Genomic DNA, 26,236 nt, shown 5'->3' on the forward strand with positions numbered 1-26,236 from the left:
AGGGCCTGAAATGCTGACCGTCGAAACCCGCCACGCCGTGCATCAGGAGCATGCGAAAACCCTCGACACTGAAGGGCTGCGCCGTCACTTTCTGGCGCAGGATCTGTTCACCGAAGGCGAGATCCGCCTCGTCTACACCCATTACGACCGCTTCGTTCTGGGCGGCGCGGTGCCCGGCGCGGGCACGCTCGTGCTCGACAAGGTCGAGGAGACCCGCACCCCCTCCTTCCTCGACCGCCGCGAGATGGGGATCGTGAATATCGGCGAAACTGGCACCGTCACCGCTGCGGGCGAGACCCATACGCTTGAGCGGGGCGATGTGCTCTATCTCGGCATGGGCTCCGGGCCGGTGAGCTTTGCCGGGGCGGGGCGGTTCTACATCACCTCCGCCCCCGCGCATCGGCGCTGCCCGAGCCGGCTCATTCGCCTGTCCGATGCCAAGGAAGTGCGCCTTGGCGATACCGCCACCGCCAACAAGCGGGTGATCAACCAGTTCATTCATCCGCTGGTGATGGAGAGCTGCCAGCTCGTGCTCGGCTATACCACGCTTCTGGATGGATCGGTCTGGAACACGATGCCCGCCCATGTGCATGACCGCCGGATGGAGGCCTATCTCTACTGGAATATGGATGAAAAGGCCCGCGTGCTGCATCTGCTGGGCGAGCCCACCGAAACCCGGCACCTGTTCGTGGCGAATGAGGAGGCCGCGCTCTCGCCGCCCTGGTCGATCCATGCGGGCGCGGGCACCGGGGGCTACACCTTCATCTGGGCGATGGCGGGCGACAATGTCGATTACACCGACATGGACTTCGTGCAACCGGAGGAGCTGCGGTGAACCCGTTCTCGCTTGCAGGGCGGCGCGCTCTGGTGACGGGCGCCAATACCGGCATCGGTCAGGCGATTGCGGTCTCGCTTGCCGCGCAGGGCACACGCGTCACCTGTGCCGGGCGGCGCGATTGTGATGAAACGCTTGCCCTGATCGCCGCCGCCGGTGGCCATGCCGATTTTCTCGCGCTCGACTTTGCCGACCCGCTGGCGGGGCAGGGGGTGTTTGCGGGCGCGGGCTATTCGATCCTTGTCAACAACGCGGGCATCATCCGCCGCGCCGAGAGCCTCGATTTCACCGAGGCGGATTGGGACGCGGTGATGGATGTGAACTTGAAAGCGCTTTTTTTCACCACGCAGGCCTTTGCCAAGGCCGCCCTTGCAGAGGGCAACACGCCCGCCGCTGTGGTCAACATCGCTTCGCTGCTCTCGTTTCAGGGCGGCATCCGCGTGCCCTCCTATACCGCCGCCAAACATGGCGTGGCGGGCATCACCAAGATCCTCGCCAATGAATGGGCGGCCAAGGGCGTGAACGTGAATGCGATCGCGCCCGGCTATATCGCCACCAACAATACCGAGGCGCTGCGTGCCGATGAGGCGCGCAATGCCGCGATCCTTGAGCGGATCCCGGCGGGCCGCTGGGGCGCGCCCGAAGATATCGGCGGCACCGCGGCGTTCCTCTGTTCCCCCGCTGCGCGCTACATCCATGGCGCGGTTCTCAATGTCGATGGAGGCTGGCTTGCCCGCTGACACCCCCGCACCGCGGCTTTACCGCACCACGCCCGCCCCGAAACTGGGCATCGTCCACCTTGGCCTTGGCGCCTTTTTCCGGGCCCATGGGGCGATTTTCACCGAGGAGGCGATCGCCGCCTCGGGCGGAGACTGGGGGATTTTGGGCGTCTCGCTGCAAAGTGCCGGCACGCGCGATGCGCTGGAGCCCCAAGGCGGTGCCTATATCGCGCTCGAACTCGCGCCGGAGGGTGCAAAGGCGCGCCCGGTGCAGGTGATCGCGGGCGTGCTCGTGGCGCCGGAAAACCCGGAGGCGGTGCTGGCTGCGATGGCCGATCCGGGTGTCAAGATCGTCTCACTCACGGTGACGGAGAAGGGCTATTGCCACGAGCCCGCCACCGGCGCGTTGAACCTTGACCACCCCGATATCGCGCATGATCTTACGGCCGCCTTGCCGCGCTCGGCGCCGGGCTTTATCGTACGCGCGCTCGAGCGCCGCCGGGCTGCGGGCCTTGCCCCCTTCACGGTGATGAGCCTCGACAACCTGCCCCATAACGGCAAGGTGCTGCGCGGCGTGGTGCTGGCGCTTGCGCGCGAGATCGACCCGGAACTCGCCGACTGGATCGCCGCCGAAGGCTGCTTCCCGGCGACGATGGTGGACCGGATCGTGCCCGCCACAAAGCCCGAAGACATCGCCGAGGTCGAAGCCCTGATCGGCTGCCATGACGCGGCGCCGGTGATGCACGAACCGTTCCGCCAATGGGTGATCGAAGACAGTTTCGTCAATGGCGAGCGCCCGGGCTGGGGCATGGTCGGCGCGCAACTCGTCGCCGATGTGACGCCCTATGAGCATATGAAACTGCGCATGCTCAACGGGACGCATTCCTCGCTCGCCTATCTTGGCTACCTTGCCGGGCATGAGACGATTGCCGAGACGATGGCCGATGCGGTCTTTGCCCGCTTTGTGGCAAAGCTCTGGAAAGACGAGATCATCCCCGCGCTGACCCCGCCGCCGGGCGAGGATCTTGGCGCCTATGCCGAGGCGCTGGCAAAGCGCTATGCCAACCCGGCGATCCGCCACCGCACCTGGCAAATCGCGATGGACGGCAGCCAGAAGCTGCCGCAACGTATCCTTGGCACGCTTGCGGAGACCTTTGCGACGGGCCGCCATGCGCCGGGCCTGCAACTCGCCGTTGCGGCATGGATGCGCTACGTCGGCGGCGTGGATGAAAAGGGCGCGCCGATCGAGGTAAAAGACCCGCTCGCCGCGCGCCTCAAGGCGCTTTCCGACAGTGCCGAGAGCCCCGAGGGCAAGGTTGCCGCGCTGCTCTCTCTGCGCGAGGTGTTTTCCGAAGAGATGGCCGCGGCGCTTCTGGCCCCGGTGAGTGCGGCCTATGCGCGCCTCCTAGCCGTGGGCGCGCGCAAGGCGGTTGAGGAGATCCTGTAATGGAAGAATGCTGGCGCTGGTACGGCCCCGAGTTTGATCGCATCACCCTGCCCGAAATCGCGCAAACGGGCGCGACCGGCATCGTGCATGCGCTCCACGAGATCCCCTATGGCGAGATCTGGACGCGTGAGGCGATTGCGGCGCGCAAGGCCCAGATCGAAAGGGCGGGCTTTCGCTGGTCGGTGGTCGAGAGCCTGCCGATCCATGAGCGGATCAAGCGCGATGATGGCGATCTGAGTGGGCTCTTTGCCAATTACCGGCAGTCGATGGCGAACCTCGCTGCCGAGGGCGTGACAACGATCTGCTACAACTTCATGCCGGTGCTCGACTGGACCCGGACCGACCTGCAGGCCCCCGTGGCCCGCGGCGGCTCGTGCCTGCGCTTTGAGGCCTACCGGATGGCGGCCTTCGAGATCCACATGCTGGGCCGCGAGGGCGCGGAGGATGACTATTCCCCCGAGGTTTGCGCGCGGGCGAAAACCTGGTTCGAGGCGAGCGGCGAGGCGGAGCGCAACGCGCTCTTGCACGCGATCATGTCGGGCCTGCCGGGTGCGTTTGACCGCTATGACATCGCCGGGCTGAAGGCGCAGCTTGCGCTTTATGACGGCATTGGCCGCGAGGAAATTCGCCGTAACTACAAGCGCTTCCTCGAAGAGGTGATCCCGGCGGCGGAAGAGCTTGGCATGCGCCTTTGCGTGCATCCCGATGACCCGCCGCGCAACATCCTCGGCCTGCCGCGGGTGGTCTCCAATGCCGAAGACATCGCATGGATCTTGCAAGCGGTGGAAAGCCTCGCCAACGGGCTGACGCTTTGCACAGGCTCGCTCGGCGCCAATCCGGTGAACGATCTGCCCGCGATTGCCGAACGGTTTGCGCCGCGCATCCACTTTGCCCATCTGCGCAACGTGAAAAAAGACCCCGATGGCAGCTTCGAGGAAGCCGCGCATCTGGCGGGCGATACCGATATGATTGCCGTGGTGAAGGTGCTGATCGCGGAAGAGGCCCGGCGCAAGGCCGAAGGCCGCGCCGATGCCGCCATTCCGATGCGGCCGGACCATGGCCATGAGCTTCTGGCCGATGTCGGGCGCGGCACCTTCCCGGGCTATCCGCTGATCGGGCGGATGCGTGGCCTTGCCGAGCTGCGCGGTGTGGTGATGGCGGTGTCCCATGGCTGACGTGCTGATCCTCAACTCCGCCGATACGGTGGCGGTGCTGACGGTGCGCGCCGCGGCGGGGGCGGATCCGCTCGGCCTTGGCGCCCCCTTGCCCGCGCCGCTTGCCGCGGGCCACAAGATCGCGCGCATCGCGATGGCCCCGGGCGACCGGGTGGTGAAATTCGGCCAGATCATCGGTTTGGCGACACAGCCCATCGCCGCCGGGGAGCATGTGCATTCCCACAACTGCGCCTTTTCGGACCATGACCGCGCCTATGCGGTTGGCGCCGATCTCGCGCAGGCGGAGGCGGCGGTTCCCGAGATGGCGCCGCAAAGCTTCATGGGCTACGCGCGTGCCGATGGCCGCGTGGGCACGCGCAACATGATCGCGCTTTGCGCCACGGTGAACTGCTCGGCAACGGTGATCCGCCACGCCGCGCAGGAACTGCTGGCGGAGGGCGCGCTTGCAGCCTTTCCCAATGTCGATGGCATCGCGGCCTTTGCGCATGGCACCGGCTGCGGCATGGCGGCCACCGGGCGCGGCGCAGACCATCTGGAGCGCGTGCTCTGGGGCACGGCGACCCACCCGAACGTGGGCGCCACCATCTTTGTCGGCCTTGGCTGCGAGGTGATGCAGCTTGCCCGGATGCAGGCCCGCTTTGGCGAGGCCGGGAGCGAGCGCTTCCACGGCCTGAGCATTCAGGAGATGGGCGGCACCCGCGCCACGATCGAGAAGATCAAGGCCGAGGTGCGCCGCCTGCTGCCGCAGGTGAACGCGATCACCCGCACGCCGTGCCCGGTCTCTGCCCTCACCATCGGGCTGCAATGCGGCGGCTCGGATGGCTTTTCGGGCATCACCGCCAACCCCGCGCTTGGCGTGGCCTCCGATATGATCGTGGCGCAGGGCGGCACGGTGATCTTGTCGGAAACGCCCGAGATCCACGGCGCCGAACAGCTTTTGCTGCGCCGCACCTCGCCCGAGGTGGCTCAGCGCCTCACCGCCTGCCTCGACTGGTGGGAGGATTACGCCGCGCAGGGCGGAGGCTCGATGGACAACAACCCCTCTCCCGGCAACAAGCAGGGCGGCATCACGACGATCCTCGAAAAGTCGCTCGGGGCGGTTGCCAAGGCGGGGGCAACGCCCTTGCGCGCCTATTACGACTATGCCGAGCAGGTGACGGCCAAGGGCCTCGTCTATATGGACACGCCCGGTTATGACCCGGTCTCTGCCACCGGGCAGATTGCGGGCGGCGCGCAGCTTGTGGTCTTTACCACCGGGCGCGGCTCTGCCTTTGGCTCGAAACCCGCGCCCACGATCAAGATCGCCACATCGGACCGGCTCTTTGCCGCGATGCCCGAGGATATGGATCTGAACGCGGGCGATGTGCTCTCGGGCGTGAGCCTCGCCGAAAAGGGCGCCGAGATCTATGCTGCGATCTTGCGCGTGGCCTCGGGCGAGGTGACAAAATCTGAGGCGCAAGGCCTTGGCGACAATGAATTCCTGCCCTGGCAGGTTGGCGCGGTGATGTGAGGCGGCCATGAAGATTGCCTGTGTCGGCGAAGCGATGATCGAGCTCAACCCGGACCGTGCTGGCGCGCAGATCGGCTATGCGGGCGATACGCTCAACACCGCAATCTATCTCGCGCGCAACTTTTCCGCGGCAGAAGTCGATTTTGTCACTGTGCTCGGGCGCGACGGCATGTCGGCGCGGATGGAAGCTTTCATCCGCGCCGAAGGCGTGGGCACCGGGCGCATCACCCATCATGCCGAGCGGCTGCCCGGCGTCTATGCGATTGCAACCGACGAGACGGGCGAGCGCAGCTTCAGCTACTGGCGCAACCAGTCGGCGGCGCGCACCTTGTTTGAAGATGGTTTCGCGCAGCTCGAAGGCTGCGACGTGATTTATCTGAGCGCGATCACACTCGCGATCTTGCCGCCTTCGGTGCGCGCGGGTCTGCTCGCTCATATCGGCGCCCATCCGGCAACGGTTGTGTTCGACAGCAATTACCGTCCGCGGCTCTGGGAAGATGCCAAGACGGCGCGGGATTGCATTGCCGCCGCCTGGGCGGTGAGCGATATCGCGCTGCCCTCGGTCGATGACGAGATGGCCCTTTGCGGGGAGGCCACGCCGGCCGAGGTGCTGGTGCGGTTTCGCGCCATGGGCTGCACGCAAGGGGCGCTCAAATGCGGGGCCGCAGGGGCTTTGCCGCTCGATCCGGGCGTGAGAGCGCCCGATTTTCCGCCCGCCGCGCGCGTGGTCGACACCACGGCCGCCGGGGACAGTTTCAATGGCGCCTATCTCGCAGCGGTGTTGCAGGGCGCGCCCGAGGCCGAGGCGCTTGCCCGCGCCCATGTGCAGGCCTGCGCGGTGATCGCCCAGCCGGGCGCGATCATCCCCCGTTAGCCCTATCAGGCTTGGCCCGAGCGCGCTGCGGCTCTATAACGCTGCGTCATCTGCCCGGAGGTCGCCATGCCCGATGATAGTTTCACCCGCTGCGAGCCGCGTCTGACCTCGCTCTCGCATGGAGGGGGCTGCGGTTGCAAGATCGCGCCGGGCGTGCTGGAGCGGATCCTGGCCGGCAGCCTCACGCCTCTGGTGCCGCCCGAGCTTCTGGTGGGGCTCGGCACCTCCGATGATGCGGCCGTCTGGCGGCTCAACGACAGTCAGGCCCTTGTCGCAACAACCGATTTCTTCATGCCGATCGTCGATGACCCGCGCGATTTCGGCCGGATCGCCGCGACCAATGCGCTTTCCGATGTTTACGCCATGGGGGGGCGGCCGATCCTCGCGCTGGCCCTTGTCGGCATGCCGATCAAGACGCTTTCCGAAGCGACGATCGGTGCGATCCTGAAAGGCGGGGCGGATACTTGCGCGGCGGCGGGTGTCGCGCTCGCGGGGGGGCATACGATCGACTCGGTCGAACCGATCTACGGGCTCGTGGCGCTCGGCCTCGTCCATCCCGATCAGGTGAAGACCAACGCGGGTGCGCGGCCCGGCGATGTCCTGATCCTTGGCAAGAGGATCGGCGTCGGTATCCTCACCGGGGCAATGAAGAAGGGGCAGGCCTCGGCCGCGGAAGAGGCGGCGCTGATTGCTTCGGTCACCCAGCTCAACACGCCCGGAACCGAGCTTGGCACGCATGCAGGCGTACATGCGATGACCGATGTGACGGGGTTCGGGCTCGCCGGCCATGCGATGGAAATGGCGCGCGGCTCGGGCTGCGATCTGGAAATATTCTGGGCTGATGTGCCGAAATTCACCGGGGTGCGCGAAGCCGCCGCTGCGGGGCATGTCACCGGCGCCTCGGGCCGCAACTGGGACAGCTACGGCACCATGGTCGATCTGCCCGCGGGGTTCGACCTGCTGGACCGTGGCCTTCTCACCGATCCGCAAACCTCGGGTGGGCTTCTTGTCGCCTGTGCCCCCGAAGCGGCGGATGAGGTGCTCGCGATCTTTCATGCGCAGGGGTTCGACGCCGCGGCGGTGATCGGCCGGATGGGGGCAGAGAACCCCGCGCCCCGGTTGCGCATCTTCTGATGCATCATCTTTCATCTTGATGTGATTTCTCCCCTGCCGGGCGTGCCGGGGGCGGGCCTTGCGGAGCTTGGCGCTGGACCGGCGCGAGAGCGCTCCTTAGGCAGAAGGGGTCTTTCCAGCCCCGAGGATGCCATGGACCTGAGCCTTTCGCACGAGCAGACCCTTCTGGTGCAGACCGTGCGTGATTTTATCGCTGCGGAACTGGCGCCGCTGGAGGCCGAGGTCGAGGACACTGGCGCGCTGGCGCCCGAACATGCTGCGCGGATCTTTGACAGGAGCCGCGGCCTCGGGCTTTATGCGATGAACATTCCCGAGGCATTTGGGGGGGGCGGGCTCTCGGCGCTCGACACGATGCTGGTTGAGGAACAATTCGGCCGCACCTCCGACATTCTCGTCCGCCGCGCTTTCGGCAATGTCTATGAGGTGCTGCTCGCTTGCGAGGGGGAGCAGATCGACCGTTGGCTCACCCCCACCGTGCGCGGGGAGCGGGTCTGCTCGATCGCCATCACCGAGCCCGGTGCGGGCTCAGATGCCGCCTCGATCCGCACCAAGGCGGTCGAGGACGGGGAGGGCGGCTGGCGCCTCACCGGCACCAAGCATTTCATCTCCGACGGGCTCGTGTCAGATTTCTTCGTGGTCTCCGCCGTCACTGATCCGGACAAGGGGGCCAAGGGTATCTCCCTGTTTTTGGTTGATAAAGGTGCGCCGGGCTTCACCATCGGGCGCGATCAGCCGATGATGGGGCTGCGTGGCACCTCGCATGTGGAGCTGAGCTTTGACGATGTTCCCCTCGCGCCCGTCACCATGCTCGGTGCGCGCGGCATGGGGTTTCGCATGGCGCTTGGCGTGCTCGGAAGGGTGCGTCTCGCGCAGGTGGGCGCGCGCTCGATCGGCAAGGCGACGAAAGTGCTCGACCTGATGCTCGATTATGCCCGCGAGCGGCGCCAGTTCGGCCAGCCGATCGGGGAGTTCCAGCTTGTCGCGCAGATGCTCGCAGACTCTGCGCTCGAGATCAATGCCGCGCGCCTCGCGCTCTGGCAGACTGCGCTCGAAATCGACGCCGGGCGCGACCCGCGCAGCCGCATCAGCCTTGTGAAGGTGCAGGCGGCCGAAACGCTTGGCCGGGTGGCGGACCGGGCGGTGCAGGTGTTCGGCGGCATGGGCTTTTGCAAGGATCTGCCGATTGAGCGCTATTACCGCGACGCCCGGATCTACCGCATCTTCGATGGCACCTCCGAGATCCACCGCACCGTGATGGGGCGGGCCTTGATGAAGGGCGAGCCGGGGCTTTACGACCCGTTTGCCTGATGCATCAGGCGCTGCGCTCAGAGCAGGTGCAGCGCCTCTTCCGCCTCGATCTCGCGCAATTGCGCCAGCATCCGCACCGGTGCATTGGCCGCGCCCATGCCGGTATAGCCGCGCCGCTCCACCACCTCGAAGAAGAAGCCGTTGATCGCGCGGGTGTAGAGCTGCAGATAGCTGCCGCCCTCGTCGCGGTCATACATCAGGTTCCCCTCGCGCAGCCGGGCGATGAAATCGGGCGCGAGGTCGAAACGCAGCGCGAGGTCTTCGTAGTAATTGGGCGGGATGGCGAGCACGTCTTGCGGGTCGAGTTTGGCTGCGAGGCCGAAGATGTCGTCGCTCGCCAGCGCGATATGGTGGAAGGGCGCAAAGCCCGACTTGCCGAGGAAGCGCTGCGTTGTGGTGCCCGCGCCAAAGCTTGCGTTGAGCGAGAGCCGGAAGGCGGCGCTGTCGTTCACCAGAGTGCGTGAATGCACCGTGCCATGCGGGTCGAGCACATCGCGCAGCTCATGCGCCCGCAAGTCGAAGGCCGCGCGATAAAAGAGCAGCCCCGAGAGGAAGAGGTTTGGCTGCAGCGCCTGCGCCACATGGTCGATATGGGTCAGCAACCCCTGCGCGGGGGCGGCACCGGTGACGTGGAACTCGGGCCCCGGCGCATAGCGGCCGGGTTGCAAAAACAGCACCGAGCCGCCGGGGCCGCGCAGCCGCGCAAAGCCGTAAGGCTCGGCCAGTTCCACCGCCTCGCCATGGAAGAGGCCGATCCGGCCCAGCATCAGCGGCATGTCTTCCACCACGAGCCCGACGCCCGAGACCGAGGCGCCCTGCACGAGATAGATCGAATGCGCGAGGCCCTTGGTTGTGGTGTTCAGCGCAAGCGTGATCGCGCCTTGGCTCCAGAGGCTCACGGGGCCGTTCTCATGCGTTTCGACAAATCCCAGGGCGTTGAAAAGGCTCGTGAAGTCATCGACATCCCCGCCTTGCGCCGTGAATTCAACCAGCCCCGGGCCGCGCAGGTCGGCGCGCGGGCGGGCGGTGCGGGTGTGGGTTTCCTCCAGCAGGTGGAAGGCGCGCATCGCATCCTCGGCGATCCGCGCGGCGGGCAGCGAGCGGATCTGGTCGTTGAAGCTTTCGATCGACATCGGCCCGTCGTAGCCCTGCACGAGAAGCTGGCTGTAAAGCGCCGCAACGGGGAGGGTGCCCTGACCGGGAAAGAGCCGGAACGAGGCGGCGATCAACGCCGGGTCGATGCGCGTGGTGGGGGTGTCGGCGAGATGGACGAGGAAAAGCTTCTGGGGCTCGATCTCGCGCAGGGTCGCGAGGGCGTCTTCAAGCGAGCCGCTTGCCGAGGCGAAGAGATGCACCGTGCCGATCACAAGGCCGAAATTCTTGCGCCCGACCGCCTGCACCGCGGCATGGGCGGCGGCGACGGTGGGAATATGGCGCGAGGAGGCGAGCGCCTCGTAGCCCACCTTGAGCCCGCGCGCTGCTGCCATGTCGGCGAGCAGGCGCAGGTCTTCGAGCGCGCCCTCGGCGTGGCTCTCGGGGCGGGTATTGGCGCAAAGGATCAGCATTTCCGCGCCGATCCGCGCGGCGAGATCGAGGAATTTTTCCGCCCGCGCGAGCGCCTCGGTGCGGGCCGCGCCCGAAAGCCCTTCGTAGTCGCGCAAAGATTGGAGCGAAAGCACCGCGATCCCGGCGTCCCGGGCAAACCGGCCGATCTCGTCGGGGGGGCCATCAAAGCCGATGATGTCTTCGCGGAAAATCTCGATCGCCTCGAACCCGCACGCGGCTGCGGCCTCAATCTTGTCTTCAAGCTGACCAGAGAAGGAAATCGAGGATATCGCGCGCATCAAAGCCTCCGGGCCTTGCAGCCGTGCCGCAAGCGGTTGTTATTGCAGAAACAAGGGCTGTTCGGGCCCGTTGGGCGCAGTCTAGTCGAAGCCGGGCCGTCGTGGCAAACCGCAAATCGGGCCGCCTGTCCGGTGATGCAATCTGGCCGGAGGCGAGATGCGGCGTGACCCGCGGGAGGGCTGGACGGTGCGGACTTGATGCCTCATTCTGGGCGGCATGAGCGATCATGAGCCGTCCCGCCCCCGAATTTCCGATATTGCGCTGCTTGCCGGGGTTGGCACGGCCACGGTGGACCGGGTGTTGAACAACCGCCCCGGGGTGCGGACGGCGACAGTGGAACGGGTGCGTGCGGCCGAACGCGAACTGGCGCTGACCGGGGCGCGGCCGCAACTGGTGCCGCCCGCGCCGGCGGGGCTGGTGCTCCGCGCCTTTCTTGGCGGACCGCCGGGTTTTGCCAACGAGAAGCTTGCGCGTGAGTTGCGGGGGGCGGCGCGCACCCGCGGCGTGCTGCTGCAGGTGGATTTTCCGCGCCGGACAGATGCCGCAGCACAGGCGGCGGCGCTGCTGGCCTGCCTAGAGGATGGCACCGGCGGCGTGATCGTGCAGCCGAGCGAGCATCCGCTGCTGCGCGATGCAGTGATGCGGCTACAGGCGGCGGGGGTGTCCGTGGTCTCAGTGTTGAGCACGCTCCCTGGCCTGCCCGCGCTGCCCTATGTCGGGCTCGACAACCGCGCCGCGGGCCGCCTTGCCGGGCAAATTTTGGCAAATCTTATTGGAAAAAAAGGGAAAATCGCTTATTTCTTCTCGGATGCGATCTACCGCAGCCATGAGGAGCGCGAGGCCGGGCTGCGCTCGATCCTGCGCGAGGAATTTCCCGCGATCGAGGTGGTGGAGACGCTTTCTACCAATGACATGCCCGATCAGTGCTTCCGCCTTGCCACCGATCTCTTCGCGCGGCGACGCGACCTTGCGGGGGTGGTGAATTTTGCTGCAGGCAACCGCGGGCTGGAACGGGCCATTGCCGATGCCGGGCTTGCGGGCACGCTCTGCTTTGTCAGCTTCAACCTTACCGCGCTGTCGCGCAAGGCGCTGATCGAACGCACCATGGCGGCGGTGGTGCATCAGGATATGGGACAGATCGCGGCGCGCGCGGTTTCGGCACTGATCGCGCTGCATCGTGGCGAAGTGCCGGTGCTGCGCCCGGTCCCGGCCGAACTGATCCTGCGCGAGAACCTGCGCGACACGGAAGAGCTTTGATGCATCATTGAGCTTTGAGGCATCGAAAGTGACCCCGTGCCGTCTGGCGCCGACCCGTGGAGCATGGCCAAGGCTTGGGGCAGGACGCGCAGGGCGCTAGCAAGGCGGAAACAGGAGGATCCCGCCATGACCGAACCCAGCGCCCCCCTGCCGCTTGCCGGCATCAGGGTGATTGACTACAGCCATTTTCTTGCCGGGCCGTTCCTGTCGCGCCAGCTCGCCGCGCTTGGTGCCGATGTGATCAAGGTGGAGCGGCCGCGCACGGGCGATGCAGGCCGCGCCTCTCCCACGCAGCGCGCCGGCGTCTCGGGGTATTTCCTGCAGCAAAACATGGGCAAGCGCGGCCTCTGCCTTGATCTGCGCCAACCTGCAGCGGTGGATCTGATGCGCCGCCTTGTGGCCAGCGCCGATATCTTCGTCGAGAATTACCGCCCCGGGGCGTTGAAAAAGCTCGGCCTTGGCTATGAGGCGCTCTCGGCGCTCAATCCGCGGCTGATCTATGCCTCGGTCTCGGCTTTCGGCCATTCCGGCCCGCTCTCGGACCGGCCGGGCTTCGGGCTCATCGCCGAGGCGATGTCGGGCGCAATGTCGATCATCGGCACCGAGGGGGCGGCGCCGCCGCTCTTCCGTATGCCGCTTGCGGATATGTATACCGGCAGTCAGGGAGCGACGGCGGTGCTGGCGGCGCTTCTGTCGCGGATGCAGACCGGGCGGGGCCAGCACATTGACCTTGCGCTTTATGATTGCATGGTCTCGATGCATGATTACGCGCTGCAGGGCTATCTGATGTCCGATGGGGCCGAGATGCCCAAGCGCTCTGGCGACAACCTTCCTGATTCAACGGTTTATGGCTGTTTTTCCGCGCCCGATGGCGATCTGGTGATCGCCGCGCAAGTGGATGAGAGCTGGCTCAGGCTGGCTGAGCTGATGGGTGGTGCGGATCTTGCCGCCGACAGCCGTTTTCATGGCGCTGCCAGCCGCAACGCCCATAACGTAGAGGCCATTGCGTTGGTGCGGGGCTGGTGCGCCGCGCAGCCAAGCCGCGCGGCGGCGCTGGCCGCGCTTGAGGCGGCGGGGGTTCCCGCCGCGCCGATCCAGACCATCGACGAGGTGGCGAGGGATCCGCAGATCGCCGCGCGCGGGATGATCCTCGAGCAGGAGCACCCCAGGCTTGGCCGGGTGAAAGTGCCGAACCTGCCGTTCCATTTTTCCGGCCTCGATCTCGGTACCCCGGAAGCCGCCCCCGCGCTAGGCCAGCACAACCGGGATCTGGCGGCGCAGCTCGGCTTCAGCGCGGCAGAGATCGCGGCGATGGAAGCGACAGGGGCGCTTTACGCGGAAATCTAGATCGCGAAGCCCGTCAAATCTCCAGGAAGGCGACGAGCCCGGTCAGGGTGAAAAAGGAGACCGCGGTGGTGAGGATCAGCGCGGTCGCAGCCAGTTGCGGACGGCCGTAATTCAGCCCGAAAAGCGCAAAGCTGCTCATCATCGGCACTGCGGCATTGAGAATGCCTGCGCGTGCGAGCACCGGATCGACCGAAAAGGCGAGCATCGCCGCGCCAACGAGCGCCGGGAACACCACGAGCTTGAGCGGCACAAGCCGCACCGCCGCCCAGCCGAGCGCGCCGGGAGACAGCTCGGCCACTGCGGCGCCGATCACCAAAAGCGCCACGGGGGCCGCGACCGGGTTCAGCATCTCGAAAGTGCGCGCCAGTGTTTCGGGGAGGGGGAGGCCTGTCGCCGCATAACCGAGCCCCGCGACCGAGGCGATCAGCAGCGGGTTGCGCAAGGTGGTGGCGGCAAGCCGGCCAAAGCTAACGCGCCCGCCCGCGGTTTCCATCAGTCCGATCGCGAGCGGCAAGGTGACAAGGTTTTCGACCAGAAGATGCAGCGCAAACACGCGAAAGGCGGTGTCGGCGCCAAACACCATCGTCACGACAGGCAGCCCGAAATAGGCCGAGTTGGAAACCGAGGCGCCCATCGCCTCCAGCCCGGCATCGGCGCGGCTGTTGCCAAGGCCAAGCGAGAGCGCGAGCGTGAGGCCCCAGATCGCCACCGAGGCTGCGGCATAGGCGGCGAGATAATCGAGGCGCAATGTCTCGTGAAGCGGCGCCCGGGCAAGGGCATAAAAAAGCGTGGCCGGGATGAACACACGCAGCACGAGCCGGCCGAGCGAACCCATCTCGCCTCCCGCCACCCAGCGCGTACGCACCACCGCCCAGCCTATCGCCACAAGCAGATAGACGGGTAGCAAGAGCGCAAGAACGGTCAGCATCGGCTTATTTCGACAACAGCGAGCAGGCGCGGCGCAGGCAAAGCTCATAACCCTCGATGCCGAATCCAGCCATCACGCCATCGGCGCGCGCGGAGATGAAGCTGTGATGACGGAAGGGCTCGCGCTTGTGCACATTCGAGATGTGGCATTCGAAAACGGGCCCCTCATAGGCGTAGAGCGCGTCGAGGATGGCGACCGAGGTGTGGGTGAAGGCGCCGGGGTTGATGATGATTGCCGCGGCCTTCTCGCGCGCCTCATGGATGGTGTCGATCAGCACGCCCTCGTGGTTCGACTGGAAGCAGGCGACGGTGAAGCCGAGACTTTCGGCGAGCGTGGCACAGCGCGCCTCGACATCGGCGAGCGTTTCAGACCCGTAGATCGCGGGCTCGCGCTTGCCGAGCAGGTTCAGGTTCGGACCGTTCAGGATGTAGATGGGTTTCGACACTCGGGCCTCCTGCCGCTGCTTCGGGGCGAGCCTAGCGCGCGCCGGGCGCGAGAGCCATGGCAATCACGAAAACCTGTCCGGGGGCCGGGCATCGCCGCGAAAAATGTGCCGGATTTGACGGAGTGCGGCAAAACTCATGGTCGTGACCGGTCCGGGGGGCTAGGGTGGCCAGATTAGCGGCCCGCGGGCCGCGCTTTGGCCAAAACGGAAATCGGATCATGACTTCGTCTGAAATGCCGCGCAGCCTGCGCCTTGGCCTGATCGGTGGCAACATCACTGCAACACGCTCACCGGCGCTGCATGTTGTCTGCGGGCTCTCTCTGCGCTGCAATGTCACTTACGACCTAATCATTCCGGCGGAGCGCGGCAAGGGCTTTGCCGCGGTGCTCGCCGATTGCGCGGCGCAGGGGTTCGACGGAGTGAACGTGACCTATCCGCACAAGGAGGAGGCCGCGTCGCTGGTGGCGCCGGGCGATGCGGTGGTGGCGGCGATGGGAGCGGCGAATACGGTGAAGTTCACGCCCTCCGGACCCCTCGCGTTCAATACCGATTACGCGGGCTTCAAGGCGGCCTATCATGCGGCCTTCGGGGCGGTTTTGCCGGGGCGGGTGATGGTGCTCGGTTCGGGCGGCGTGGGGCGTGCGGTGGCCTTTGGCCTTGCCGATCTGCATGCAAGCGAGCTTGTGCTCGTCGACCGGGAGCCAGCCAAGGTGGCACGCCTTGCCGAAGCGCTGCGCGCCTATGCGCCGCTTTTGAAGGTTGTTTCGGGGCATTCGGGGGTCGAAGCAGATCTGAAGGGGTTTGACGGCGTCGTCAATTGCACGCCGCTCGGCATGGTCGGGTGTCCGGGCTCGGCGCTGCCCGAAGGAGTGCGCGGTGCGCTGCGCTGGGCTTTCGATGCCGTCTATACGCCGATCGACACCCGCTTTCGCGCTCAGGTGGAGGGGCTCGGCGCCCGGTTCCTGAGCGGTTACGAGCTCTATTTCCATCAGGGCATCAACGCTTTCGAGATCTTCTCGGATCTGCATGTGAGCGACCCGGGCTGGGTGCGCGAGATCATCCAGCGCGGGAGCTGACGGGGCGAGGCGGCACCGCTGTTTTGCATGGGCATGCCCTGCGCGGGGGGGCCGGATCAGGCTTCATCCTTGCCGGGCCGGCGGCGGTGCAGCCGCGTCTTCAGCATCGGCCAGAGCGGCGTCGAGGTGAATAAGATCGCCAGCACCGCGAGGAAGAGCGTCAGCGACAGGGGCGAGGTGAGAATGCCGTGCATCAGCCCGCCCAGGCTCTCGCGCTCGGAGATGATCGCGCGGCGCCAGTTGTCGTCGATCAGCCGCGACAGGATCACGCCGAGGATCACCGGGCCGAGTTGGTAGCCATAAAGCTTCATGAAATAGCCCAGCACCCCGAAACCCAGCATCCAGTAGACATCGGTCAGGGAATTGTTCACCGCAAAGGCGCCGATGATCGACAAGAGCAGGATCAGCGGAAACAGCATCGCGCGCGGCAGCTCCACCACCTTCACGAAGAGCCGGATACCCGTCAGGCCGAAGAGCAGCATGAATCCGACCGCCAGCACCAGCGCGCCGAGGATGAACCAGAACATTTCGGGGCGCTCGATCATCAGCATCGGGCCGGGGTTCAGCCCGTGGATGAACATGGCGCCGATGATGATGGCGGTGACGGAATCGCCCGGAATGCCCAGTGTCAGCATCGGGATGAAAGCGCCGCCCACAGCCGCGTTATTCGCGGTTTCGGGGGCGACGAGCCCCTCTTGCGCGCCTTTGCCAAAGGGCACTTTCGGGTTGCGGGTCACGCGTTTGGCATGGTCGTAGGCCATCAGGGCCGCGATATCGCCTCCGGTGCCGGGCAGGGCGCCGATGATCACGCCGATCGCCGAACTTTGCAGCGAGAGCGGCAGGAATTTTACCACGGCGCGCCAGGAGGGGATCACGCGCGAGATCTTCTGTTTCACCGCGGGGGTGTCGATGTGCTGGAGCTGCATCAGCGCTTCGGACACGCCGAACAGCCCGATCATCACCGCGACGAAGGAAATGCCGCCCCAAAGCTCGACATGGCCAAAGGTGAAGCGCTCCTCGGCGGTGAGCGGGTCGAGCCCGACACAGCCGATGGTGAGGCCGAGCGCGCCAGCAAAAACGCCCTTGATCAGGCTCTCGCCGGAGAGCGAGCCGACCAGCAGAATGCCGAGCACCGCAAGCAGCAGGTAATCGCGCGGCTGGAAGCGGATGGCGAATTCCGAAACGGCGGGGGCGGCAAGGCCGAGCACCGCAATGCCAACGAGCCCGCCGAGCGCCGACATCGTCGTGGAAAGCCCGATCGCCTCGCCCGCGAGGCCCTTTTTGGCGAGCGGATAGCCGTCGAGCGCGGTGGCGATGGCGGAGGGCGCGCCGGGGATGTTGAGCAGGATCGCCGTGCGCGAGCCGCCGTAAACGCCGCCCATATAGATGCCGATCATCAGCGCGAGCGCGTCATACATCTCCCAGCCGAAAGTGAAGGAGATCAGGATCGACACCGCCATGGTGACCGAAAGCCCCGGAATCGCGCCGATATAGATGCCCGCAAACGTGCCAAGCCCAACGAGGCCCAAAAGCTGCGGGTCGATCCAGCTCATGAAGAAATGCGCAAAATCCATCACTTGCCCCCGCCCGAGAAGAGTGCAGCGATATAGGCCAGAATCTCGCGCTCGGGCACCAGCCCCTCGGGCATCAGCACGGAGAAGACGAGGCGGAACACCACATAGACGAGGATGAGCGAAAGCGCCGCAAAGCCTGCCGCGCGCCACAGCGCGCAGCGCATCATCGCCCAGGTCGAGAGTGTCAGGAACAGAAAGGAGGTGGGCAAAAAGCCCACGGGTTTCAGCGCCAGCGCATAAAAGCCCATCAGTATCGCGGTCAGGATCACGAAGCCCGGAAAGATCGCGCGCCAGCCATGCTCGAGGCTGTGTGGCAGCCGGAAGGTGCGCAGCGCGATGACAACGGAGGTGATCGCCATCACCCCGGTCACGAAAATCGGAAAGCTGCCGGGTTCGGCCAGCCCCGCAAAGCCCGAGATCCCGGTTGCGGTGTGAAACAGGAACAGGCTTGCCGCCACCATCAGAACGGAAAAGAGCCGTTCTCCGGGCAGCCTGCGGCTGGGGTCGTGCATCGGGGCCTCCTCGCAAGGGAACACCGCCCCCGGTCGGAGGGCGGTGTTCGGCGTCTTACAGCAAACTCACGGACGCGGAATGCCGAACTCTTCGGGCGATGTCTTGGCGATGCCGGCATCCTGCACGAGCCAGGAGGTGACCGATTGCCATTTCGCCATATATTCCTTGGCCGCGTCGCCAGTCAGGTTGAGCGGCAGGTAGGCGCGGTTGTCGAGCAGTTCGACAAAGTCAGGGGCCTTGGCGCCTTCCAGATAGGCGTTCGAAAGCTTGGTCACCACCTCCTCGGGGGTGCCCGCCTTCACGAAGACACCGAAGAACGGACCCCAGGGCAGATATTTGCCATAGCCCGGAAAATCTTCGGTGATCGGCGCCACATCGGGGATGGCGGCATTCGGTGTCGCATCGACAAGGGTGAGCACCTTCATCCGGCCGCCTTTGATGCCCTCGAGCGCGGCGCCGAGCACCGCGGGCATCACATCGATGGCGCCGCCCTGCAATGCGGTGAGGGCCGGGCCGTCGCCATCATAAGGCACGAAGGTCGCAGGCAGGTCCACTTCGGCGCTCAGCATCGCGGTGACGACCGAGGGCAGGCCGCCCGGGCCGGTCGAGCCGAATTTCACCTCATCGGGGTGGGCCGCCATATAATCGACAAGCTCGCGGAAGCTGTTGTAGGGCGCATCCGGCCGCGCCACGAGGATCGGCACGCCGCGCGCAAGCAGCGCCACCGGCTCGAAATCGCTGTTATAGTCGAATTTGCCGAGCCCCATCACCTTGTAAAGCATCGGGTTTTCGGCGCCCATCAGGACGGTGTAGCCATCGGCGGGCTGAATCATGGTATATTTGGTGGCAATCGCACCGACGCCGCCGGTCATGTTCTGCATCACGACCTTGCCGCCGAGGATGTCTTCGGCATGCGGCGTCACCGCGCGCATCACCGCATCGGTCGAGCCACCGGCGCCCCACTGGATGATACCCTGGATTTCCTTCTCCGGATATTCGGCCAGCGCCGCGCCCGCGATCACGAGCGCCGCAACAGAGACCGCTCCGAACAGCTTCAGTTTCATGTCTTCTCCTCCCAGAGTCGCCTTGCCCGCCGTGGCGCGGGTGCCGGGAGAGTTTCCGATACGGCAAGGGGCGTCAAATGTTAAAATCGTCGCCCGAGCCGCACCTGTGCCCTATTTGGCCCCGCACCTGACCAAATGGACAGGTGCTTCCGGCGCGGTCACAGGCTGGGCGTATTTTGCTCCACGACGGCCTCCATCGCGACATAGCTTGAGGTTGCCGCAACATGTGGCAGGGTCGAAAGCTGCTCCCCCATGATGCGGCGGTAATCGGCCATGTCACGCGAGCGGATCTTGAGCAAGTAATCGAACCCGCCCGCGATCATGTAGCATTCTTCCACTGCGTCGATGGCCCGCACCGCGGCATTGAACTGTGAAAGCGCCTTTTCGCGCGTGTCGGTGAGCCGCACCTCGACAAAGGTGACATGGCTGAGCCCGAGCTTGAGCGGGGACAGGATCGCCCGGTAGCCGGTTATCAGCCCCATCTCCTCCATCGCGCGGATCCGCGCCGCCACCGGGGTCTTGGAGAGCCCGACCTTGCGGCCAAGCTCGGTGATGGCGATGCGCGCATTGGCGGTGAGCGCGTTCAGGATCTTGCGGTCGGTCGAATCGAGCGGGTCAGTCATGCCTGAATTCCGGCTGAATAATGTTCTCTTGGGCTATGATAGTGACATGCTATGGACGCATCGTCCATGAGCCACGTGATAGAATCGCGCAAATGCCCAAGGAGCGCGTCCGATGATCCACCCTGTTCTCTCCCCTCTCGGCCCCGAGGCCAAATTCGCCCCCGAACCGGAGGTTCTGGCCCGGCTGATCGCCGACTGGGGCCCCTCGGAGGCCACGCGTGCCGCATCGGTGCGTCGTGCCGTGGCGCTGATCGGGCGACTGCGCGCGGCGGGGCGGCCCGGCATGATGGAGCAGGTGCTCGCTCAATATGCGCTTTCGAGCCGTGAGGGCGTGGCGCTGATGTGCTTGGCCGAGGCGCTGCTGCGCGTGCCCGATGCCGCCACCATTGATGCGCTGATCGAAGACAAGATCGCGCCTTCGGACTGGAGCCGCCATCTGGGCGCCGCGGCCTCGCCGCTCGTCAATGCCTCGACATGGGCGCTGATGCTGACGGGCAAGGTGCTGGAAGAGGGCGAAGGCGTGGCGGGCACGCTGCGCGGCCTTGTGCGGCGTCTTGGCGAGCCGGTGATCCGCGTTGCCGTGGGGCAGGCGATGAAGGAGATGGGCCGCCAGTTCGTTTTGGGCGAGACCATCGAAAAGGCGCTTGAGCGGGCAAAATCGCGCGAGGCGCAGGGCTATACGCTGAGCTATGACATGCTGGGCGAGGCGGCGCTGACGGCGGGCGATGCGGTGCGCTACCGTGAGGCCTATGCGCGCGCCATTGCCGCGATTGGTGCCGCTGCCAAGGGCGCCACCGTGCACGACAATTCGGGCATTTCGATCAAGCTTTCGGCGCTGCATCCGCGCTATGAGGTGGCGCAGGAGGCCCGCGTGATGGCCGAGCTTGTGCCGGTGGTGCAGGCGCTCGCGCGGCAGGCGGCCGTGGCGGGCATTGCGCTTCATGTCGATGCCGAGGAGCAGGACCGGCTCGCGCTCTCGCTCAAGGTGATGGATGCGGTGATGGCCGATCCGGCCACCGTCGGCTGGGAGGGCTTTGGCGCGGTGGTGCAGGCCTATGGCAAGCGCGCCGCGGCGGCGATCGACACGCTTTATGAAAGCGCGCGCCGCCACGACCGGCGCATCAACATCCGCCTTGTGAAGGGCGCCTATTGGGACAGCGAGATGAAGCGCGCTCAGGTCGAGGGGCATCCGGGCTTTCCGCTCTTCACCTCGAAAGTGGCGACCGACGCGGCCTATCTCTGCTTGGCCTCGAAACTGTTTTCGCTTTCGGACCGGGTGTTCCCGCAATTTGCCACGCATAACGCGCATACCGTTGCGGCGGTGCAGGAAATTGCCGCCGGTCGGCCGTTCGAATTCCAGCGCCTGCATGGCATGGGGGCGCAGCTTCATGACATGGTGCTGGCCGAAACCAAGGGCCGCTGCCGGATTTATGCGCCCGTGGGGGCGCATCGCGACCTGCTGGCCTATCTGGTGCGGCGGCTGCTCGAAAACGGCGCCAATGCCTCCTTCGTGCATCAGATCGTCGACCCGGAGGTGCCCGCCGAACGGATCGCCGCCTGCCCGTTCGACCGGCTCGCTGATGCCACCGCGCCGCGCGGGCTCGTGGCGCCCGCCGCGCTCTTTGGCGAGGCGCGCGCGAATTCCCGCGGCTTCGACCTCTCCGATCCGGCGGTTCTGGCCGCGATCGACGCCGCCCGTGCGGGCGATATCCCCGATGCCGAGCCGTTGACGGCTGGCCCCGCAAGCGGGCCGCGCCGCGCCGTTATCAACCCCGCCACGGGGGCCGAGGTCGCGCAGGTGACTGAGGCCGATGCGGCGACTGTTGCCGCGGCACTCGATGCCGCGCAGGTCTGGGCCGCGCCGGCCGCCGAACGCGCTGCGGTGCTGCGCCGTGCTGCCGATCTTTATGAGGAAAACTTCGGCCCGATCTTTGCCGTGCTTGCGCGCGAAGCGGGCAAAGCGCTCCCCGATGCGGTGGCGGAGCTGCGCGAAGCCGTTGATTTTCTGCGCTACTATGCGGCCCAAGGGGAGGGTGAGACGCGCGCGCCCCGTGGCCCGATTGTGGCGATCAGCCCCTGGAACTTCCCGCTCGCGATCTTCTCCGGCCAGATTGCCGCGGCGCTGATGGCGGGGAATGCCGTGCTTGCCAAGCCGGCCGAGCAGACGCCGTTGATCGCTGCTTTGGCGGTGCGGCTTCTGCATCTTGCGGGCGTGCCGCGCGCTGTGCTGCAGCTTCTGCCCGGCGATGGTGCGACGGTTGGCGCCGCGCTCACCCGTGATCCGCGCGTCGCGGGCGTGGTTTTCACCGGCTCGACCGAGACCGCGCAGATCATCGCGCGTTCGATGGCCGCGCATATGGCGCCGGGCACGCCGCTCATCGCCGAAACCGGCGGCCTCAATGCGATGATCGTCGACAGCACCGCGCTTCCCGAACAAGCCGTGCGCGATATCGTCGCCTCCGCCTTCCGCTCGGCGGGCCAGCGCTGCTCGGCGCTGCGCTGCCTTTACGTACAGGACGACATTGCGCCCCGGATCCTCGAGATGCTGAAAGGCGCGATGGACGAGCTCACGCTCGGCGACCCGTGGCAAGTGGAAACCGATATCGGCCCGGTAATCGACGCCGAGGCGCAGAGCCTGATCGAGGCCTGGGTCGCGGCGCATGAAAGCGCGCTCCTGCACCGCGTTTCCGCGCCTTCTGACGGGCATTTCATCGGTCCGGTGCTGCTGAAAGTCGAGGGCATCGCGCAGATGGAGCGCGAGATCTTCGGCCCGGTGCTGCATTTTGCAACCTATGCCGCCGAGGATCTGCCGCAGGTGATCGAAGCGATCAACGCGCGCGGTTTTGGCCTCACTTTCGGGTTCCATTCGCGCATTGATGGCCGCGTCGAAGAGGTGGCCGAAGAGGTGCGTGCAGGCAATATTTACATCAACCGCAACCAGATCGGCGCGGTGGTGGGCAGCCAGCCCTTTGGCGGCGAGGGGCTCTCGGGCACCGGGCCGAAGGCGGGCGGGCCTCTTTACCTGAACCGCTTCTTTGCGCCCGATGCGCCGGAGGCGCCGCAGACGGCAGCGGCCCCGGCCGCTCTCGAGATCGTTCTGCCCGGCCCGACCGGTGAGCTGAACCGGCTCAGCTTCCATCCGCGCGAGCCGGTGCTTTGCCTCGGCCCGGGGGTGGAATGTGAAGCGGCACAGGCAACGGCTGTTTTGGCGCTGGGCGGGCGGGCAAAACGCCCCGAGGCTCCGGTGACGCCCGAGCAACTGACGGACATGGAAGGCATTTCCGCCGTGCTCTGGTGGGGCGATGCGGAGCGGGGCCGCGCCTTCGCGCAGGCGCTCGCCGCGCGGCCCGGGCCGATCGTGCCGCTGCTGACGGTGCGGCCCGATGCGGCGCATGTGCTCCATGAGCGGCATCTGTGCGTCGATACGACCGCCGCGGGCGGCAATGCGGCGCTCCTGGCCAGCTGAGTGCCGATCCATGCGTAAAACGCATGGATGCGCATGAAATCGGCGGTCGATCCGGGGCCGCCGACGCGCTAACAAGGGCCTTGGCGCGGCAGGCGCGCCGAGGGAGACGGAGATGACGGACGCGCCGCTCAAAGGGCTCAAAGTGGTCGAGCTGGCCCGGATTCTGGCCGGGCCGTGGATCGGTCAGGTGCTGGCCGATCTGGGCGCGGAAGTTGTAAAAGTAGAATCCCCCGAGGGCGACGACACCCGCCGCTGGGGCCCTCCCTTCATCGAGCGCATCCGCGCAGACGGCACGTTTGAGACCGTGGCGGCCTATTTCCACGCTGCAAACCGCGGCAAGACCTCCGTGACCTGCGATTTTTCCGACCCGGAGGACTTGGCGCGGCTGAAGCGGCTGATTGCCGGGGCCGATGTGGTGATCGAGAATTTCAAGTTTGGCGGGCTGAAAAAGTTCGGTCTCGATTACGAAAGCCTTGCCGCCACCAACCCCGGCCTCGTCTATGTCTCGGTCACGGGTTTTGGCCAAACCGGCCCGCGCGCCGCGCAGCCGGGCTATGATTTCCTTGTGCAGGGCATGTGCGGGATCATGGACCTGACCGGGGCGGCAGGGGGCGAGCCGCAAAAGGTCGGAGTGGCGTGGATCGACATTTTTACCGGGCTTTATGGCGTGATCGGGGTGCAGGCGGCGCTCGCCGAGCGGGCGCGCTCGGGCCGTGGCCAGCAGGTGGATATGAGCCTTCTCGATTGCGGCGTCGGGGTGCTGGCCAATCAGGCGATGAACCATCTGCTCGGCGGGCTGGTGCCGCACCGGCTTGGCAATGCGCATCCGAATATTGTGCCTTATCAAGTGTTTCCGGCGGCTGACGGGCATCTGATCATTGCTTGCGGCAATGACCGGCAGTTTGCCGCTCTGTGTCAGATGCTCGGTTTCCCGGAGCTGGCGCAGGCGCCCGACTATGCCACCAACCCGGCCCGCGTTGCGCATCGTGACGCGCTTTGCGCGCGCATTGCCGCGGCGACCGTGGCGCGCTCGAAAGCGGATCTGATTGCCGCGCTGGAGGCGGCGGGCGTGCCGGGAGGGCCGATCAACGATGTGGCCGAGGCTCTGGCCGAACCGCAGGTGATTGCGCGGGGCATGCACATCGCACCCGAAGGGATCGCCGGGCTGCGCACGCCGATTGCCTTTTCGCGCTCGGATCTGACGCTTGAGAAGGCGAGCCCGGTGCTCGGTGACGGAGATTGGCATTTTTCCGTCGGTTGAGGCGTTGCCGGAGGGCGCGCGCGCCGCATATCTGGGCAAACCGCGCGGGAACGAGTGACCAAGATGCCGAGTTTCGACTTCGACCGGGGGCCGGAAGGCGCCGGGCAGCGTTTCGCGCAGCCCGAGGCGGTGATCCGGGTCGAGCGGCCGGAGGAGGTCGCGCCCGCATTCGCGGCGATTGCGACGGCGCAGCGGGCAGGCAAATGGCTCGCGGGGATGATGAGCTATGAGCTGGGCTATCTCTTCTCCCCCAAACTCGCGCCGCTTCTGCCCGAAAACCGGGATCTGCCGCTGATGCTGTTTGGCGTTTACGATGCGCCCGCGCCGTTGCCCCCCGAGGTGGCGCCGTGCCCGGAGGCGCCCGCCTTTACCCCGATGATGTCGCAGGCGGAGTATCTGGCGGCATTTGCTCGGGTGCAGGGCTATATCGCGGCGGGAGACTGCTATCAGATCAATCTGACCTTCCCGCTTGGTGCGCGTTTCAGTGGCGATCCGCGCGCGCTTTATGCGCGCCTCAAGGCGGTGCAGCCGGTCGGGCATGGGGTGCTGCTCGAGGCGGAAGATTTCACGCTGCTCTCGCGCTCGCCGGAACTCTTCTTTGCCATTGATGCGGCTGGCCAAGCCACGGTGCGTCCGATGAAAGGCACGGTGCCACGCGGCCGTGACCCTGCCGCAGACCGCGCCGCAGCGGACTGGCTCCGCGGCTCGGAAAAGAACCGCGCCGAGAATTTGATGATCGTCGATCTGTTGCGCAACGATCTGAGCCGGATTTCGGCGCTGGGGTCGGTCAGGGTGCCGCGGCTTTACGAGATCGAGAGCTACCGCACCGTGCATCAGATGACTTCGACCGTCACCGCGCAGATCTTGCCCGGCACGGACTTTCGAAGCATTTGCGAGGCGCTCTTTCCCTGCGGCTCGATCACCGGCGCGCCGAAGATCCGCGCCATGCAGATCATCCGCGAACTGGAAATCAGGCCACGGGGTGCGTATTGTGGCGCTATCGGCTGGATCGCCCCCACAGGCGCGATGGCGTTCAACGTGGCGATCCGCACCATCACGCTGCGGGGCGATGAGGCGGTGCTGAATGTCGGCGGAGGGCTGGTGCATGACAGCGAGGGGGCGGCAGAATGGGCGGAAGCGCTGAGCAAGGCCGCCTTCGTGCGCGCGCCCCTGCCGGATTGCAACTGATCGAGACGATGCGCTGGGTGCCGGGGCTCGGCGTCGAGTTGCTGCTCGGCCATATGGCGCGGCTCGAAGCGGGCTGCGCGGCGCTCGAGATCCAATGCGATCTGTGGCGGGTCGAGCAGATGATCGATGCGGTCCGCGGCGAAGAGCCCTTGCGCCTGCGGCTCACGGTGGGGCTCGATGGCACGGCAGATCTCACGCAGGCGCCGCTGCCGGACCCCAAGCCGATGTGGCGGGTGGGGCTGGCGCAAGCGCGGGTTGATGCGACGGACCCGTTCCGGCAGATCAAGTCGACGGAACGCGCGCTTTATGACGGGACAAGGGCGGATCTCCCCAAGGGGTGGGACGAGGCGGTGTTCCTCAACGAGAAAGACGAGCTTGTGGAGGGCACGATCAGCACGGTCTTTCTTTGGGCGGACAATGCGCTTCTGACGCCACCGCTTTCCTCGGGGGCGCTGCCGGGCGTCTTGCGTGCCGATCTGATCCGGGCGGGCCGCGCGCGCGAGGCCCGGCTCAGCTTTGCCGACATCATGGATGCGCGCATCTATATGGGCAATGCGCTGCGCGGGCTCATTCCGGCAGTGGTGATCTGAGGGGGATTCCCATCCCTGCGCGGCTGTGGCAGGGTGCGGGCGCTAACATGAGAGGAC

General features: G+C 66.2%; 22 protein-coding genes. 15 read left to right on the forward strand and 7 right to left on the reverse strand.

Annotated elements, in window-relative coordinates; genetic code table 11:
- The first annotated feature begins 10 nt into the window (after positions 1-10).
- The 8 genes from kduI (at position 11) to CRO22_RS07005 (ending at position 9,002) form a co-directional block, all read left to right on the forward strand.
- Complete coding sequence (kduI, locus tag CRO22_RS06970; protein ID WP_097069407.1) at positions 11-835, forward strand: 5-dehydro-4-deoxy-D-glucuronate isomerase; 825 nt, start codon at positions 11-13, stop codon at positions 833-835.
- Entirely contained in the window at positions 832-1,575 is a 744-nt protein-coding gene (gene kduD / locus CRO22_RS06975; RefSeq protein WP_097069408.1) for a 2-dehydro-3-deoxy-D-gluconate 5-dehydrogenase KduD, read from the forward strand. Before kduI ends, kduD begins: the two co-directional genes overlap by 4 nt.
- On the forward strand, positions 1,553-3,001 hold the full coding sequence (locus CRO22_RS06980) for a mannitol dehydrogenase family protein (protein WP_097069576.1): 1,449 nt from the start codon (positions 1,553-1,555) through the stop codon (positions 2,999-3,001). The genes kduD and CRO22_RS06980 overlap by 23 nt, the downstream gene beginning before the upstream one ends.
- Positions 3,001-4,176, forward strand: a complete 1,176-nt coding sequence (gene uxuA / locus CRO22_RS06985) for a mannonate dehydratase (protein ID WP_097069409.1) — start codon at positions 3,001-3,003, stop codon at positions 4,174-4,176. The genes CRO22_RS06980 and uxuA overlap by 1 nt, the downstream gene beginning before the upstream one ends.
- Complete coding sequence (locus CRO22_RS06990) at positions 4,169-5,686, forward strand: UxaA family hydrolase (RefSeq protein WP_097069410.1); 1,518 nt, start codon at positions 4,169-4,171, stop codon at positions 5,684-5,686. The genes uxuA and CRO22_RS06990 overlap by 8 nt, the downstream gene beginning before the upstream one ends.
- Positions 5,687-5,693: 7 nt before the next feature.
- On the forward strand, positions 5,694-6,560 hold the full coding sequence (locus CRO22_RS06995; protein WP_097069411.1) for a sugar kinase: 867 nt from the start codon (positions 5,694-5,696) through the stop codon (positions 6,558-6,560).
- A gap of 66 nt (positions 6,561-6,626) precedes the next feature.
- Positions 6,627-7,694 carry a selenide, water dikinase SelD gene (selD, locus tag CRO22_RS07000; protein ID WP_097069412.1) on the forward strand — a complete coding sequence of 356 codons (1,068 nt, stop codon included), beginning with the start codon at positions 6,627-6,629 and terminating at the stop codon, positions 7,692-7,694.
- A 132-nt stretch (positions 7,695-7,826) separates the two neighbouring features.
- The gene (locus CRO22_RS07005; protein ID WP_097069413.1) at positions 7,827-9,002 is read left to right on the forward strand and encodes an acyl-CoA dehydrogenase family protein; all 1,176 of its coding nucleotides are present in this window, start codon (positions 7,827-7,829) and stop codon (positions 9,000-9,002) included.
- 17 nt (positions 9,003-9,019) lie between these two features.
- On the opposite strand, the gene CRO22_RS07010 is transcribed toward CRO22_RS07005, so the two are convergent.
- Positions 9,020-10,846: a sugar phosphate isomerase/epimerase and 4-hydroxyphenylpyruvate domain-containing protein gene (locus tag CRO22_RS07010; RefSeq protein WP_097069414.1), complete on the reverse strand. Its 1,827-nt coding sequence runs from the start codon at positions 10,844-10,846 to the stop codon at positions 9,020-9,022.
- A gap of 217 nt (positions 10,847-11,063) precedes the next feature.
- Between CRO22_RS07010 and CRO22_RS07015 the strand changes: the two genes are divergently transcribed.
- Together CRO22_RS07015 and CRO22_RS07020 are read left to right on the forward strand one after the other, a co-directional pair.
- Positions 11,064-12,104 (forward strand): LacI family DNA-binding transcriptional regulator, encoded by a 1,041-nt coding sequence (locus CRO22_RS07015; protein ID WP_097069415.1) that lies wholly within the window; start codon positions 11,064-11,066, stop codon positions 12,102-12,104.
- Positions 12,105-12,230: 126 nt separating this feature from the next.
- Positions 12,231-13,451 carry a CaiB/BaiF CoA transferase family protein gene (locus CRO22_RS07020; protein ID WP_097069416.1) on the forward strand — a complete coding sequence of 407 codons (1,221 nt, stop codon included), beginning with the start codon at positions 12,231-12,233 and terminating at the stop codon, positions 13,449-13,451.
- Between the two features lie 13 nt (positions 13,452-13,464).
- On the opposite strand, the gene CRO22_RS07025 is transcribed toward CRO22_RS07020, so the two are convergent.
- Both CRO22_RS07025 and aroQ read right to left on the reverse strand, forming a co-directional pair.
- Complete coding sequence (locus CRO22_RS07025) at positions 13,465-14,379, reverse strand: AEC family transporter (RefSeq protein WP_176518572.1); 915 nt, start codon at positions 14,377-14,379, stop codon at positions 13,465-13,467.
- Between the two features lie 4 nt (positions 14,380-14,383).
- Positions 14,384-14,824 (reverse strand): type II 3-dehydroquinate dehydratase, encoded by a 441-nt coding sequence (gene aroQ, locus CRO22_RS07030; RefSeq protein ID WP_097069418.1) that lies wholly within the window; start codon positions 14,822-14,824, stop codon positions 14,384-14,386.
- 218 nt (positions 14,825-15,042) lie between these two features.
- Here aroQ and CRO22_RS07035 point away from each other — a divergent pair, with 218 nt between their 5' ends.
- Complete coding sequence (locus tag CRO22_RS07035; protein ID WP_097069419.1) at positions 15,043-15,900, forward strand: shikimate dehydrogenase family protein; 858 nt, start codon at positions 15,043-15,045, stop codon at positions 15,898-15,900.
- A 56-nt stretch (positions 15,901-15,956) separates the two neighbouring features.
- Here CRO22_RS07035 and CRO22_RS07040 read toward each other — a convergent pair whose 3' ends face one another.
- The 4 genes from CRO22_RS07040 to CRO22_RS07055 all read right to left on the reverse strand — a co-directional run bounded on the left by CRO22_RS07040 (position 15,957) and on the right by CRO22_RS07055 (position 19,674).
- Positions 15,957-17,474: a tripartite tricarboxylate transporter permease gene (locus tag CRO22_RS07040; RefSeq protein ID WP_097069420.1), complete on the reverse strand. Its 1,518-nt coding sequence runs from the start codon at positions 17,472-17,474 to the stop codon at positions 15,957-15,959.
- Positions 17,474-17,986 carry a tripartite tricarboxylate transporter TctB family protein gene (locus CRO22_RS07045; RefSeq protein WP_097069421.1) on the reverse strand — a complete coding sequence of 171 codons (513 nt, stop codon included), beginning with the start codon at positions 17,984-17,986 and terminating at the stop codon, positions 17,474-17,476. Before CRO22_RS07045 ends, CRO22_RS07040 begins: the two co-directional genes overlap by 1 nt.
- A 66-nt stretch (positions 17,987-18,052) precedes the next feature.
- A complete protein-coding gene (locus tag CRO22_RS07050) occupies positions 18,053-19,051 on the reverse strand; it encodes a Bug family tripartite tricarboxylate transporter substrate binding protein (RefSeq protein ID WP_097069422.1) in 999 nt (332 codons plus the stop codon).
- 158 nt (positions 19,052-19,209) lie between these two features.
- Positions 19,210-19,674: an Lrp/AsnC family transcriptional regulator gene (locus CRO22_RS07055; protein ID WP_097069423.1), complete on the reverse strand. Its 465-nt coding sequence runs from the start codon at positions 19,672-19,674 to the stop codon at positions 19,210-19,212.
- Positions 19,675-19,786: 112 nt separating this feature from the next.
- On the opposite strand from CRO22_RS07055, the gene putA reads away from it, so the two are divergent.
- The 4 genes from putA to CRO22_RS07075 all read left to right on the forward strand — a co-directional run bounded on the left by putA (position 19,787) and on the right by CRO22_RS07075 (position 26,179).
- Complete coding sequence (gene putA, locus CRO22_RS07060; RefSeq protein WP_097069424.1) at positions 19,787-23,140, forward strand: bifunctional proline dehydrogenase/L-glutamate gamma-semialdehyde dehydrogenase PutA; 3,354 nt, start codon at positions 19,787-19,789, stop codon at positions 23,138-23,140.
- 112 nt (positions 23,141-23,252) lie between these two features.
- Positions 23,253-24,401 (forward strand): CaiB/BaiF CoA transferase family protein, encoded by a 1,149-nt coding sequence (locus tag CRO22_RS07065; protein WP_097069425.1) that lies wholly within the window; start codon positions 23,253-23,255, stop codon positions 24,399-24,401.
- A gap of 63 nt (positions 24,402-24,464) precedes the next feature.
- Positions 24,465-25,589: an aminodeoxychorismate synthase component I gene (locus tag CRO22_RS07070; protein ID WP_097069577.1), complete on the forward strand. Its 1,125-nt coding sequence runs from the start codon at positions 24,465-24,467 to the stop codon at positions 25,587-25,589.
- Positions 25,529-26,179, forward strand: a complete 651-nt coding sequence (locus CRO22_RS07075) for an aminotransferase class IV (RefSeq protein ID WP_097069426.1) — start codon at positions 25,529-25,531, stop codon at positions 26,177-26,179. The genes CRO22_RS07070 and CRO22_RS07075 overlap by 61 nt, the downstream gene beginning before the upstream one ends.
- Positions 26,180-26,236 lie beyond the last annotated feature (57 nt).

The organism is Rhodobacter maris (assembly GCF_900217815.1).
GTDB classification, from domain to species: domain Bacteria; phylum Pseudomonadota; class Alphaproteobacteria; order Rhodobacterales; family Rhodobacteraceae; genus Rhodobacter; species Rhodobacter maris.